The sequence below is a fragment of the Streptomyces sp. NPDC037401 genome, from assembly GCF_055602345.1.
On the sequence record NZ_JBVJWO010000005.1, the window covers coordinates 24,421 to 38,098 of the forward strand.

Here is a 13,678-nt window from a genome sequence, read left to right on the forward strand (position 1 = left end):
ACCCTACCCCCCCCCTTCCCCCCCCCCCCCCCCCCCCCCCCCCCCCACACCACCCCCCCCCCCCCCCCCCCCCCCCCCCCCCCCCCCCCCCCCCCCCCCCTCCGTCGTGTGCGCGGGGTCCTAGAACAGGGCCTTGTACGCGCCGAAGCCGGTGTTCACCTTCGTGCCGGCGGTGAAGGTGCCCTTGCCGGTGCCGAGGTAGCGGGTCAGGTTGCCACTGGTGTCCCGGACGATCAGGTCGCCCTTGCCGTCGCCGTTCAGGTCACCCGGCGCGACCATGGCGTTGAAGGCCGACCCCCAGTTGGAGACGATCTTGACCGCCTTGAAGGTGCCCGTGCCCGTGCCTTCCCAGCGCCACAGCACGTTGGCCTTGTCGTGCGTGAGGAGGTCGCCGATGCCGTCGCCGTTGAGGTCGCCGGCGCCGACGACCTTCTTGTAGTTGCGCCAGTCCGCTGCCAGCTTCACGCGCGGGGCGAGCTTGCCGCCCGCAACGCCCTTGTGGAGGTACAGGGCGCCGGTGGAGGTGTTGCGCCCGATCACGTCCGGCAGGCCGTCCTTGGTGACGTCGCCCGGCGAGGTGATCACGTCGTAGTGCTGCCAGCCGGTGCCCAGGGAACTCCACGGGGCCGAGGTCACCGGCGCGCCGCCGCAGACCGGCTTGTACAGCCGCAGGGTCTCCTTCACCCGGACCAGCAGGTCGTTGCAGCGGTCGCCGGTCAGGTCGCCGGTGGGCGCCACCAGCAGGTTCGAGGCGGTCCAGCCGGTGCCGGACGGGCCCGTCTCGAAGTCGCCCTTGGGCAGCGAGCCGTACAGGTGCTGGAGCTTGCCGGCGGCGGTCAGGGTGAACATGTCGCCCAGGCCGTCCGGGAGGCCGTTGTGGCCGCCGAAGTCGCGCGGCACGGCCGCGCCGAAGACCACCGATACGGTGCCGGTGGCCAGGGTGGAACTCGCGCCCGAACCGGCGTGCACGGCCTTCAGGGTCCACGTGTGCCGGCCGTTCGGGGCCAGGGCGTTCGCGGAGGTACGGCCGTTCCACACGGGAGCGATGGTCGTGGAGCCCGGAGCGCCGGTGAGGGTGCGCAGGGTCCTGCCCGCCGGGTCGGTGAGGGTCAGCGTCCAGGAGGAGACGGGGGTGTTGGTCGTCCAGCGGGGCTCCCACACCTTGCTGCTGCTCGTGGAGCCCTTCAGGTTCGCTTCCTCCGGCGTCGACGACGGCGGCACCACTTCGAGCTCGGGCCAGGCGGTGCGGGCGGCGGACACCGTCCTGGTGGAGTTGCTGCGCCGCGGCTCCCACACGGCGGTGATCTTGTCACTGGTGACCGCCGCGATCTCGCCGCGCATGTCGTCGGTGCCGGCGCCGCTGCCGTAGGCGCCGATCGCCCGGGCCGCCTTCCAGGAGCTGCCGCTGCGGACGGCGTGCGAGAGCTTGGTGATCGACGAGGTGGCGACGGGCTCCGGCCACACGGCGTGGACCGAGCCGTCCCGCGCCATCGACACGTCGAGCTGCTGGTTGGCCCACTCGGTGTTCAGCTTCTGCGGTGCGAGCCAGCTGCCGGAGTCGGACTCGAAGCTCGCCGCGCGAACGCCGCGGTTGGCGGACGACTGGTCGAACCAGACCAGGGAGATGTCACCGTCGGGGGCGAGCAGCGGCTCCGGTGCCCGCACCGGGTCGCCGACACCGGAGGCGGCGGTCTCCGGCTGCGACCACTCGGCGCCCGCCTCGGTGCGGTGCGTGATCTGGAAGGTGCCCGCAGCGTCCTTCCACACCATGTACACCCAGCCGAAGGCGTCGGTGGCCAGGGTGGGCGCGCCGGTGCCCGACGAGGGCGTGGTGTAGCGCTCCGGGGTGCCCCAGACGCCGGTCTCCGCGGTGCGGGTGTTCACCATGACGGTGGCGTTCACCGACTCGTTCACCTTGTACGCGACCACGGCGCCGCCGTTCGCGTCCAGGGAGATCTGCGGGGCGGAGGCCACTGCGCCCGGGTACTGGGCGATGTTGCTGACCACGGGCGCCGTCGACCACGTGCCGTCGGCGGCGCGGGTGGCGGCGACCACCTCCGCGCGCATCTGCTGGATGGTCGGGACCGACAGCCACGTCGCGCCGATCCTGCCGCCGGGGCCCTCGGTGAGGTCCACGGAGGAGATCTCCACGCCCGCGTGCAGGGGGCCGATGAGGTCGAACGGCGCGGACCAGCCCGTGGTGGCCCCGGCGGGCAGCGTAGAGGTCCGGACCAGGGTCTCCTTGGTGCCGGAGTACTCGGAGGTCTGCTTGGGCCGCTCGGTCCACAGGACGAAGACGGACCCGTCCGCGCGGGCCAGCAGCTTGACCTCGCGCTTGGTGGTCTTGGAGGTGCTGCCCAGCTCCGTGGGGGCGTTCCAGGTGTCGCTGTCGGCGGGCCGGGTGGCCACGCGCAGGCGCCAGAGCTGGGCGGTGGCGTCGTACTCGTCCCACGCGGCGACGGCGATCCCCGACGTCGCGACCGCGAGGTCCCGCAGGACCGAGTCGGCGGACGACAGCGACTTCGCGCCCGTCCAGGGAGCGGGCTCGGCGGCGTGGGCCGTGCCCGCCGGGAGTGCGGCGGTGCCGGCGAGGACGAGCGAGGCGGTGACGAGGACGGCGGCTCTGCGACGGAGTGGGAGGGCGGACATGCTCATGCTGGTGTTCCCCCTTCTCGGAGGGCACCGTGCCCCCCGACAGCAGCGCAGGGGGGCCTACGTCACGCTGCTCCCCCCGGCGCATGTGTGACTCGTCGAATGATCAAACGGTTGTACGGGGGAAGCAAGGATTTCCAAGCGGAGCCGCCGAGTTGGGCCCGGTCCGCTCCGGCTCACGCGATGTGCTCGTCCTCCAGGTACGTCTGGTAGCGCTGCTTCAGCTCCGGCATCATGCTCCGGATCATCGACAGGCTCCGCGGATGCGTGATGCCGTACCCGTCCGACAGGTGTATGTCGAGCTGCTCCGGAGTCGGCCAGCCGCCGTGCTGATCGGCGTACGTACGGAACACCTCGTACGCCGCCTCCGCGAACTTCACCTCGTCCGCCGGCGCCAGGTCGGACGCGTCCTCCTGACGCGGGGCCGGGATGGGCAGCTCCTGCTGCACCGCGGCCTCCCGCCCGGGGGCCTCCGGCCCGGGGGCCTCCGGGCCGGCCGGCGCCAGCACCGGCGTCGGCTCCAGACCCTCCACGTACGTCGGGTTGTAGTCGCCCTGGTACGACCCCTGCGGCGCGAGCGGCGCCGCGAACCACGCGCTGTCGTGGGCAGCGGGCATCGCCGTCGGGTCGACGGCGAACGGCGCGGGCTGACCGGGCTGGCCCTGCGGGCCCTGGGCCTGCTGGAACGCCTGGGCCTGGGCCTGGGACTGGGGCTGCTGGGCCACCGGCGCGGGATGCTGCACCGCCGCCTCGCCCTCGCCCGGATGCGGCGCCACGGCCGGCCGCCCGCCCGTCGGCAGCGCCGGAGCCGACCCCGCCACCGGCGGCAGCAGCACCGGATCGATCCCCGCCGCAGCCAGCCCCTCCGGAGCCGTCTGCGCCAGCGGCACACCGATCCGCGCCAGCCGCAGCGGCATCAGCGCCTCCACCGGCGCCTTGCGGCGCCACGCCCGCCCGTACCGCGCCTGGAGCCGCGCCTGGTAGATCAGCCGGTCCTGCTCCATGACCACGGCCTGCTCGTACGAACGCAGCTCCCAGAGCTTCATCCGGCGCCACAGCTTGAACGTCGGAACCGGCGACAGGAGCCAGCGCGTGATCCGCACGCCCTCCATGTGCCGGTCCGCGGTGATGTCCGCGATCCGGCCCACCGCGTGCCGCGCCGCCTCGACCGTGACCACGAAGAGGATCGGGATCACCGCGTGCATGCCCACACCGAGCGGGTCCGGCCACGCGGCCGCACCGTTGAACGCGATCGTCGCCGCCGTCAGCAGCCACGCGGTCTGCCGCAGGAGCGGAAACGGAATCCGGATCCAGGTCAGCAGCAGGTCCAGCGCGAGCAGCACGCAGATGCCCGCGTCGATGCCGATCGGGAAGACCAGCGAGAAGTCCCCGAACCCCTTCTTCAGCGCGAGCTCGCGCACCGCGGCGTACGACCCCGCGAAACCGATCCCCGCGATGACCACGGCTCCGGCGACCACGACGCCGATGAGTATCCGGTGCGTACGCGTCAGCTGCATCGCGGCCACCCGCGATCCCCTCCCACTTATCAACCTCTGGCGGGCACAGCCTGGCACATGCCCGCCAGAGGTGTACCGAGCGGGGACTACTTCCCGGCTAGGAAGCCTTGTTGGCGGACCCCACCGACGTCACCGTCTCCTTCGCAGCCGCGATGGCGTTCGCCAGCAGCTCCGCCGCGTCGGGGGCCTTCGCACCCTCGTACGCCGCACCGTTGTAGTCCAGCGTGATCACGACGTTCTGCGTCCGCGTGACAACGGTCTGGTTGAAGAACTCCACGTCCTTCTTGACCCCGTACGACAGCGTCGTCGCCTGGTCGCCGACACCGGCCGCCGACTGCACCTTCAGGCCCTTCGCACCCTGCGTCGCCTTCGCGGCCGCTACCTGCTTCTCGTACTGCTCCGCGGCGCGCTCGTTGGCGCTGCCCAGCGACTCGTGCGAGTCGTAGCGGACCAGGGACACCGCCAGCCAGTGGTAGTCCGACCCCTTCAGGCCGTCCTCGTCGAGACCGTTCCAGGAGCAGGTCGCACGGCTGGACAGGTCGTTCGACTTGGCGGCCGTACCGTCCTCGTCCTTGGCCTCCGGGACCAGCTTGTCGATCGTCTTCTGCGCCACGACCTTGCAGGGCTCGGGCAGCTTCCCGAACGCCGCCTTCTCCAGCGTCGGCGTGGGCTTGGCGGTCGGGGACTGCGCGGCCGAGGCCGAGGAGCCGCCCTGCTTGCCGCTGTCGGAGCCCGAACCGGAATCCGAGCCGGAGTCCGAGGAGCAGCCGGTGGCGACGAGGATCACCGGGACGGCTGCGCAGGCGAGAACGCGGGTGAGGCGCGAGGCTGAACGGTGCATGGTTCCTTCTGTCGATCGTCGGCGGGACCGTGCAACGGTAGCCCGACCGGACGGCGGACTGCTGTGCGAGAGGTCACGCACCGCCCCTGCCGGACCCGCCCCGACCGCCGTCAGTCGGTGAACCGGTCGGCGAGACCGGCCGCCAACTCCCTTGCCCTGGTCTGGGTTTCCTCGCTGTCGGGCACCGTGCCGGTCTGCGTCGGCTGCACCGCGTACTCCACGGTGACGATCGCATTGGATGTACGGAACACGATACGGACGGTCCGCGCCTGGGCCGTCGGCCCGGCCGGGCCCAGCCGGTCTTCCAGGAACGCCGAGTCCCCGAGGTCGTCGAGGAGGCGCGAGCCGAGCGGCGCGGCGGGCGAGCCGGTCGGTGTGCCCGCGGCGGTGGCGGGGGACTGGGTGGGGGGCGTGCCCGCGGACGCGGTGGACGCCGTGGACGCCGAGGACGCGGTGGGGGTCGGGGTGCCGGTGCCCGGTGCGGTGGCGGGCGTGGTGGGTCCGGTGGTAGGCGCCGTGGGCGTGAGCGGGATGTGCGCGGCCGTCAGCTGACGCTCGTACACCTGCTCCGCCCGGTCGTCGTCGCTGACAGCGGCGTCGTACGACACCACGCGCTCGTACCCCACGTAGATCAGCCGCGTCGCGTCCGCGGACTCCGACTTCCAGCGGCAGCCCACCCGCCGGTCGGCGTCGTACGACGGGTCCGCCTTGCCCGCGTACAGCTGCTCGACCTGCTCGGAGGTGAGGGACGGGGCCGTGGGGAGCATGGCCTTGAGCCGCCGGCCGTCGGCGGACCGGCACGGCTCGGGAAGGCTGCGGTACTTGCCCGGCTGCATGACGGGGGCGGTCCCGCCGGCCTTGCCGTCGAACGGCGTCCCGTCACCCCCGGAATCGCCGCTGCACCCGGTCACGAGCGCTGCAAGAACGACCGCGACGCCCGGCAGTACGACTGCCTTCCGCTGCCCGCGCCACGCTCCCATGGATGCTCCCATCAACCGAAAACCGTTTGCCGCGGCTGGGCGGCAGGTGGACACAATGTCTATCGCACGCACTGCTGCTGACGCCGGTCCGATGTCTCATTCGGCCCCAAGAGCGAGGCTTTTGCGTTTTCAGGCTTTTGATCTGATTCCGGGGGAATGGGCACGTTATGACGTATGTGGAAGTAGAGGGCGCGCAGGTCCCGATCCGGATGTGGGCGGACCCGTCCACGGTCGAGGGCGTGGCGATGCAGCAGCTGCGGAACACCTCCACCCTGCCCTGGATCAAGGGCCTGGCGGTCATGCCGGACGTCCACTTCGGCAAGGGCGCGACGGTCGGTTCGGTCATCGTGATGAAGGACGCGGTCTGCCCGGCGGCGGTCGGCGTCGACATCGGCTGCGGCATGTCCGCGGTGAGGACCTCCCTGACGGCGAACGACCTCCCCGGTGACCTGTCGCGCCTGCGCTCGAAGATCGAGCAGGCCATCCCGGTGGGGACGGGCATGCACCGGGAGCCGGTGGACCCGTCGCGGCTGTACGGCCTGGCGGCGGAGGGGTTCGGCGACCTGTGGGAGCGCTTCGACTACCTGGCCGAACCGGTGAAGTACCGGCGGGAGCGGGCCCTGAAGCAAATCGGAACCCTTGGCAGCGGCAATCACTTTGTTGAACTTTGTATTGATTCGGACGGGTCCGTGTGGCTCATGCTGCACTCCGGGTCGCGGGGCATCGGCAACGAGCTCGCGTCGCACCACATCGGTGTGGCGCGGGGCCTCTCCCACAACCAGAACCTCGTCGACCGCGACCTCGCGGTGTTCCTCGCGGCCACTCCGCAGATGGCGGCGTACCGGAACGACCTGTTCTGGGCGCAGGAGTACGCCATGTACAACCGCGCCGTGATGATGAGCCTGTTCAAGGAGGTCGTCCGGAGGGAGTTCCGGAAGGCGAAGGTCTCCTTCGACCAGGAGATCAGCTGCCACCACAACTACGTGGCGGAGGAGCGGTACGACGGCATGGACCTGCTGGTCACGCGGAAGGGCGCGATCCGCGCCGGCAGCGGGGAGTTCGGGATCATCCCGGGCTCGATGGGCACGGGCTCGTACATCGTGAAGGGCCTCGGGAACGAGAAGTCCTTCAACTCCGCCTCGCACGGTGCGGGCCGGAAGATGAGCCGGACGGCGGCGCGCAAGCGCTTCTCGCCGCGGGACCTGGAGCTCCAGACCCAGGGTGTGGAGTGCCGCAAGGACTCGGGCGTCGTGGACGAGATCCCGGGCGCGTACAAGTCGATCGAGCAGGTCATCGACCAGCAGACCGACCTCGTTGAGGTCGTGGCGAAGCTGAAGCAGGTCATCTGCGTCAAGGGCTGAGCCCCGCGCGCTCGCGCACGGGGTTTTCGGGGGAGTGGAGGGTCCCGGGGCGATCGCGTCCCGGGACCCTCCGCACGTTCCGCGTGCGCGTTCGGTCGCCGTCGCCGTCGCCGTCGAGCAGGAGGTCCACGGGGAGTTCCGCGGTGACGCCGGCGGACTCGGGCAGGGCGACGGACACTCCTTCTCGCGGCTCACACTCGCGGAGCGCATCCGCGCACGAAGACAATCCGCGCGCATTCACCCATACGGGCTCGTGGCCTGCGCAAGGTCAAGTCGGTCTGTGTGCAAGGGGATTGACGGTGAGAGTTGGTCTAGACCAGGGTGTGCGGCATGTGGAGATCTCGCGTGGTACTCGGGCTGTTCGCGTCGTTGTCGCTGACCCTCGGGGGCGGTGGGGCCGCTGTGGCGGGGGTGGGGTTGCCGCCGGTGGTGGGGAAGGTGCCGACGCAGGAGAAGGTCGTGTTCATCACGATCGACGACGGCTGGCACCACGATCCGGCGGTCGCGCGGACGCTGGTCGAGAAGCGGGTGCCGGCTTCGTTGTTCCTGCTGCCGGGGGCGACCTCGTACGACACGCAGTACTTCACGGACCTGGTGGACGACGGCCGGGCCACCGTGGAGAACCACACGGTCAACCATCCCGATCTGACGACGCTCGACGCGGCCGGCAAGGACGCCGAGGTGTGCGGGGCCGGGGAGCAGATCCAGGAGACGTTCGGCCGGATGCCGCGGCTGCTGCGGCCGCCGTACGGCGCCGTGAACGACGACGTACGGCTGGCCGCCAAGGCGTGCGGGGTGAAGGCGCTGGTCACGTGGACGCACGACTTCACCACGTGGAGCGAGACGCCGCCGACCCCGCAGCTCGCGGCCGGGGACATCGTGCTGCTGCACTTCACGCCCGCGCTGGGCGCGGACCTGAAGCGGGCCCTCGATGCGGCGAAGGCGGCGGGGCTCAAGCCCGCGCCCCTGATGCCGCACCTGAAGGCCGCCGGGCTGGTGCGCTAGTGCGGGGTGAGGGCTACAGCTCGCGGTGGACCTTGGTGTTCGAGGCCTGGGCGCGGGGGCGGACCACCAGCAGGTCGATGTTGACGTGGGAGGGGCGGGTGACGGCCCAGGTGATGGTGTCGGCGACGTCGTCGGCCGTGAGCGGCTCCGCCACCCCGGCGTAGACCTTGCCGGCCTTCTCCGTGTCGCCGCGGAAGCGCGTGGTGGCGAACTCCTCGGTCTTGACCATGCCGGGGGCGATCTCGATGACGCGGACGGGCCGGCCGACGATCTCCAGGCGGAGGGTCTCGGCGAGGACGCGGGCGCCGTTCTTCGCGGCGACGTAGCCCGCGCCGCCCTCGTAGGTGGAGTGGCCGGCGGTCGAGGAGAGGACGACGACGGTGCCGTCGCCGCTCGCGTCGAGGGCGGGCAGCAGGGCCTGGGTAACGTGCAGCGTGCCGATGACGTTGACCTCGTACATCGTGCGCCAGTCGGCCGGGTCGCCGGTCGCGACCGGGTCGGCGCCGAGCGCGCCGCCGGCGTTGTTCACCAGGACGCTCAGGGGCGGGCAGACGTGGAGGGCCTCGGCGAAGGCGTCGACGGCGGCGCGGTCGGTGACGTCGAGGGCGTGGGCGGTCGCGGAGTGCCCGGCCGCGGTGATCTCCTCGGCGAGGGCCTCGATGCGGTCCTTGCGGCGGGCGGTCAGGACCACGTGGTAGCCCGCCGCGGCGAGCTGCCGGGCGGTGGCGGCGCCGATTCCGCTGCTCGCCCCGGTGACGACGGCGGTACGGGCAGGGGCGGCGGCGCTGCTCATGGGGGGCTCCTCGGGCGGTCTGCGTTCGGTACGGCCCAGGATAGGCGGGCGTACGGGGGAGCGGCTCGTCCTCGATCGGGTGATGATCCGATGAGCTGATGGTCGGTGTCCGTACGGTGCGGGCATGCGGATGAGGCTGATGGCGGCGATGGCCGCGGTGGTGCTGGTGGGGGCGGCCGGAACGGCGGTCGCCGCGGCGCCCGTCCCGGAGGCGGACGTGGCGTTCCACGGCCGTGTGGCTCTGGTGGACGGGCGGCTCGGGGTCTGGCTGGTGCCGGAGAACAACGGTCCGGCCGCGCTGGGGAACGCGACGGTGCGGCTACGCCTGTCGGCGGACCTGGCGTCGTCCGAGCCGCTGCAGAGCGGCTGTGCGCGGGCCGGTCAGCGGGTCGTGATGTGCGAGACGGGCCCGCTGCCGGCCAAGGGGTCGGGGCGGCACATCGGTGTGGTGCTGCCGCTGGCCGCGCGGACCACCGAGGTGGTGGTGCGGATCGACACGTGGTGGAACGGCGGAGCGTCCGATGGGAACCGCACCAACAACGATCACGTGGTGCTGGCGCTGGACACGGGCGACACGTACGTGTTCTAGCGGGTCCGCGAGGCCGTCTGCGGGGTGCCGAACTCGGCGAGGGCGTCGGTGACGATGCCCTCCAGCCGGGCGTGGTGGGCGCCGCGCCAGTAGACGCGCTCGCAGTCGGTGCACTGGGCGAACACGTCGTACGTGCGGTGCGTGCCGGTCTCGATGCGGTCGCCGACGGAGTCCTTGTCCGCTTCCCGGAGCGGGCCGTTGCAGGCGGTGCAGCGGGTCCACGGGGCGAGTGGGGGCGCGAAGCGGCCCAGGACGTCGCGCAGTTGCTCGTCGGGGCGGTCGCTGTAGACGTACGCGCCGGCCCAGATCTCGCGGCGGCGCAGGAGGCCGCGGTCGCGGGAGAGCAGGACGCGGCGTTCGGCGGCCGAGCGGGTGGCGAGCGCGGGGTCGCCGATGTCCTCGCTCTCGTACGCGGCGTCGACGCCGAGGAGGCGAAGGCGGCGGGCGAGGGTGCCGAGGTGGACGTCGAGGAGGAAGCGGAGGGGCGCGCCGGGCACCTGCTGGGGGCGGTCGACGCTGTGGACCTCGACGGATTCGCCGGCGCGGGGGACGTGGGAGAAGGGCACCTCGCGGCCGTCGACGAGCAGGCGGCCGACCTCGGTGAGGGGGACCCCGGCCGATTCGACGACGTGGCCGAGGCTGGAGGAGCCGTCGGTGACGGTCGGGGTGCGTGCGGCGCGCCGGTCGGGCGACGCGAAGAGCCGCAGCTCGGGGGCGAGGGTCAGATGGATCTCCGGTCCGTTCACGGGCCCAGCATGCCACTCGGCGCGTGCTCGGGCGGTTCCTTTTTCGCCGCCCGCCGCCCGCCGCCCGCCGCCCGCCGCCCGCCGCCCGCCGCCGAGCCATGCCGGGCCGGTACGCCGCTACGCCCTGACGCGCAGGCGCCAGTCCGTGCCGGCGTGCCAGTGGCCCGGCGGGTACTCGAAGTCCACGGTCCCCGCCGTTTCGAAGCCCGCCGTGCGGCACACGCCGTTCGACGCGGGGTGGTCCACGGAGGGGAAGGCGTGCAGGTGGGTGCGGTTGCCGTGGGTGCGGACGTACGCGATCAGGGCGCGGGCCGCCGCGCCGGCGATGCCGCGGCCCTGGAACTCGGGCAGGACGCCCCAGCCGGTCTCGTAGACCTCCTCGTCGTGCCAGACGCGCGGCCAGAAGCCGATGGTGCCGACGGTCTCGCCGGTGGCCTCCAGCACCACCTTGAACATGCGGCCGGCGGCCGGCTCGGCCGCGCTCATCGCCAGGTACCTGCTCTGCCGGTCGGCGAGCTTCGCGTCGGTCTCCGGGCCGCCGAGGTGCGCGGTCATCTCCGGTTCGTTCTTGCGCCGGAGCAGCCAGAAATCTTCGTCGCCCCAGGGTTCGAGCCGCACTTTCATGTCCATAACGGGCACGTTAGTCGGCTTCTCACCCCCCGGTCGACGGAAATTTCCGGCCTGCCCGGAGGATGGCGTCCATGTCCCACACTTCCCGGCGCGGCCTGCTCGCCGCCATCGCGGCTTCGGCTGCCTCCGTCCCCCTCGCCTCCCTGGCCGTGTCCCCGGCCCAGGCTGCTCCTGCAGCTGCCCCGGGTGTCCAGCCCTTCGCCGCCACCGGTACCGGCGGTGCCGGTCTGACCACCCCGCGGTCCTCCGTCTCGCTGGCGTCGCTGAACGCCGACTACTTCGCCCCGGTCGCCCTCGGCGCGCTCACGACGGCCGTGCTGCCCGGCACCCCGGCCCGTACCGAGGTGACCTCCGGCGGCAAGCGCGTCGCCGTCCTGACCTCCGGCGCCCGGACCGTGGTCCTGCCCGGCCCGGAGCGGACCTTCACCGAGAACAAGCAGCCGTTCGCGGACGACTTCCAGCGGACGCTGCCCGACCTCGCGCTCCCGGTCGCGGAGCGGTCGTACTGGGGCACCGCCCCGGGCGGCGGCAGCTGGTCCACGCTCGGCGGGGCCGACACCGACTTCTCGGTCGTGCCCGGCACCGGCATCATCAGCCTGACCACGGACTACGCGAGCCGCCACGCCAGCGTGCGCGACGGCGAGATCACCGACGTGGACGTGCGGTCCACGGCGGCCTTCGACAAGGTGCCCACCGGCCAAGCGTGCTCGTACGCGCTGTCCTTCGGCTACCAGGACACCCACAACAACTACCGGGCCCGGCTGTCCTTCACCACGTCGGGCGGTGTAGAGCTGCGCCTGGAGAAGGAGGTCGCCGACGCGGTGACCCAGCTCGGCACGGCCGTCGACCTCGCCACCGGGGTCGCCGCCGGCACCAAGTGGACCATCCGCGTCCGGCGCGAGGGCGCCCGGATCCAGGCCAAGGCCTGGCGTGCCGATGCCGCCGAGCCGTCCGCCTGGACCTTCGACGTCAACGACACCACCTTCGGCAAGGGCCGCGTGGGCCTGCGCGCGCTCGCGAACGACGGCTGCACCAACCTGCCCGTCAAGCTCATGGTCAGCCGCTTCCAGGTCGACGCCTCCACCTGGGAGGTGCCGCCGACCGTGACCCACCGCGACTGGGTGCGGGTGCTGCCGGCGCCGTTCGACGGGACGTGGACGCCCGAGCTCGAGCAGCGGATCCGCGGCTGGGCCGGTTCGACGGCTCCCGACGTGCTGGCGTACGCGGCGATGTTCCTGCCCGGCGCGCCGGCGGTGAACGCGGGCGCGGGTCCCGCCGCGGGCAAGCGGGTGCTGGGCGAGGCCGGCTACGGTTACCTCGACCCGCAGGGCAACCGCTACGAGGGTGCGGACTTCCACGAGTACATGAACCTCGGCTGGACCTTCCCCGACGGCACCTACACGGGCCCGTCCAGCAAGCAGGTCGGCAACCTCGACTGCTCCGGCTACGCGCGCATGGTCTACGGCTACCACATGGGCGTGCCGGTCGCGGCGGGCTCGGACACCTCGAAGACGCGGCTGCCGCGCAAGTCCCGCGACATGGTGGACTACGCGCCGGGCGTGCGGATCGACCAGGCGGCCGGTACGACCCCGCCGGCGGCGGCGCAGCTGCAGCCCGGCGACCTGGTGCTGTTCAACGCCGACTCGGGCGACGACAAGCCGACCGTGACGGTCGACCACGTGGGCATCTACCTGGGCAAGGACGCGGACGGCAAGCGCCGCTTCCTCTCCAGCCGCAAGACGGGCAACGGTCCGACGATGTCGGACATGGCCGGCGCCTCGACGCTGGACGGCACGGGGACGTACGCGACGAAGCTCCACACGGTGCACCGCATCTGACGCACGCGGTGTGCGGGGCGCGTCCGCGGCGCGGTCAGGCGGGCAGGACGAGGAGGTACTCGTCCGTGTCCGCGCCGCGGGCGTGCGCCCAGTTCGTCTCCCGGCCCGTGATCTCGAACCCGCAGCGGGTCAGGACCTTCACGGAGGCGGCGTTGTCGGTGGCCGCGCGGGCGTGCAGCGGCCGCTCGGCCACCTCCGCGAGCAGGGCGCTCAGGGCGGCGGTCGCCAGGCCGCGTCCCCAGTGGGAGCGGACGATGCCGTAGGACACGGACCGCTCCTCGGGCGGTCCGTGGACCGCGGTGTTGCCGAGCACCTCGCCCGTCGCGGCGTCGACGACCGTGTGCAGCACGATCTCGGGATGGCCGCGGATCCGGGCCCAGTGGGCGTCGAAGGCGGCGCGGTCGTACGGGTCCTTGCTGGTGAAGGCGGCCATGCGGTTGGCCTCGGGGTCGCTGGACATCGCCCAGAAGACCTCCAGGTCACCTTCCTCGACGGCGCGCAGCGCGACGCCCGTTCCCGGTACCGCGGATCCCGTCACTGCTTCCGTTCCCCTGTCCATGGACCGATCCCGCCTTCCGTCGTTTCCGTACCGTACATGCGTCCGGCCGACAGCCACGGCTGCGCCGGGCGGGCGTACGGGCCCGGCCGGCGGGTGGCGCCTGCGGGGCGGGTGACGAACGGGCGAAGGCCGGGTGGGCCCGTGGTCCGGGCTGGTAACCTGCCGCC

At 72.4% G+C, this 13,678-nt stretch carries 12 protein-coding genes; 4 read left to right on the top strand and 8 right to left on the bottom strand.

The window, feature by feature from the left end; all coding sequences use genetic code 11:
• Positions 1-120: 120 nt before the first annotated feature.
• The 4 genes from ACZ7H1_RS05790 to ACZ7H1_RS05805 form a co-directional block, all read right to left on the bottom strand.
• A complete protein-coding gene (locus ACZ7H1_RS05790; protein ID WP_470784064.1) occupies positions 121-2,655 on the bottom strand; it encodes an FG-GAP repeat domain-containing protein in 2,535 nt (844 codons plus the stop codon).
• 173 nt (positions 2,656-2,828) lie between these two features.
• Complete coding sequence (locus tag ACZ7H1_RS05795) at positions 2,829-4,178, bottom strand: DUF2637 domain-containing protein (RefSeq protein ID WP_470784065.1); 1,350 nt, start codon at positions 4,176-4,178, stop codon at positions 2,829-2,831.
• 88 nt (positions 4,179-4,266) lie between these two features.
• Entirely contained in the window at positions 4,267-5,010 is a 744-nt protein-coding gene (locus tag ACZ7H1_RS05800; protein WP_470784067.1) for a DUF3558 family protein, read from the bottom strand.
• 110 nt (positions 5,011-5,120) lie between these two features.
• Entirely contained in the window at positions 5,121-5,990 is an 870-nt protein-coding gene (locus ACZ7H1_RS05805; RefSeq protein WP_470784069.1) for a DUF3558 domain-containing protein, read from the bottom strand.
• Positions 5,991-6,157: 167 nt separating this feature from the next.
• Between ACZ7H1_RS05805 and ACZ7H1_RS05810 the strand changes: the two genes are divergently transcribed.
• Both ACZ7H1_RS05810 and ACZ7H1_RS05815 read left to right on the top strand, forming a co-directional pair.
• Entirely contained in the window at positions 6,158-7,351 is a 1,194-nt protein-coding gene (locus ACZ7H1_RS05810; RefSeq protein ID WP_470784070.1) for an RtcB family protein, read from the top strand.
• Between the two features lie 330 nt (positions 7,352-7,681).
• A complete protein-coding gene (locus ACZ7H1_RS05815; protein ID WP_470784071.1) occupies positions 7,682-8,356 on the top strand; it encodes a polysaccharide deacetylase family protein in 675 nt (224 codons plus the stop codon).
• Between the two features lie 13 nt (positions 8,357-8,369).
• On the opposite strand, the gene ACZ7H1_RS05820 is transcribed toward ACZ7H1_RS05815, so the two are convergent.
• Positions 8,370-9,149: an SDR family NAD(P)-dependent oxidoreductase gene (locus ACZ7H1_RS05820; RefSeq protein ID WP_470784072.1), complete on the bottom strand. Its 780-nt coding sequence runs from the start codon at positions 9,147-9,149 to the stop codon at positions 8,370-8,372.
• A 124-nt stretch (positions 9,150-9,273) separates the two neighbouring features.
• On the opposite strand from ACZ7H1_RS05820, the gene ACZ7H1_RS05825 reads away from it, so the two are divergent.
• On the top strand, positions 9,274-9,738 hold the full coding sequence (locus ACZ7H1_RS05825) for a hypothetical protein (protein WP_470784074.1): 465 nt from the start codon (positions 9,274-9,276) through the stop codon (positions 9,736-9,738).
• On the opposite strand, the gene ACZ7H1_RS05830 is transcribed toward ACZ7H1_RS05825, so the two are convergent.
• Together ACZ7H1_RS05830 and ACZ7H1_RS05835 are read right to left on the bottom strand one after the other, a co-directional pair.
• Positions 9,735-10,484: a Mut7-C RNAse domain-containing protein gene (locus ACZ7H1_RS05830; protein ID WP_470784076.1), complete on the bottom strand. Its 750-nt coding sequence runs from the start codon at positions 10,482-10,484 to the stop codon at positions 9,735-9,737. The two genes, ACZ7H1_RS05825 and ACZ7H1_RS05830, sit on opposite strands and share 4 nt — an antisense overlap.
• Positions 10,485-10,601: 117 nt before the next feature.
• Positions 10,602-11,114 (bottom strand): GNAT family N-acetyltransferase, encoded by a 513-nt coding sequence (locus tag ACZ7H1_RS05835; RefSeq protein WP_470784077.1) that lies wholly within the window; start codon positions 11,112-11,114, stop codon positions 10,602-10,604.
• Positions 11,115-11,185: 71 nt separating this feature from the next.
• Between ACZ7H1_RS05835 and ACZ7H1_RS05840 the strand changes: the two genes are divergently transcribed.
• A complete protein-coding gene (locus ACZ7H1_RS05840; RefSeq protein WP_470784079.1) occupies positions 11,186-12,952 on the top strand; it encodes an NlpC/P60 family protein in 1,767 nt (588 codons plus the stop codon).
• Positions 12,953-12,986: 34 nt separating this feature from the next.
• On the opposite strand, the gene ACZ7H1_RS05845 is transcribed toward ACZ7H1_RS05840, so the two are convergent.
• Positions 12,987-13,511: a GNAT family N-acetyltransferase gene (locus ACZ7H1_RS05845; protein WP_470784080.1), complete on the bottom strand. Its 525-nt coding sequence runs from the start codon at positions 13,509-13,511 to the stop codon at positions 12,987-12,989.
• Between the last annotated feature and the right edge of the window lie 167 nt (positions 13,512-13,678).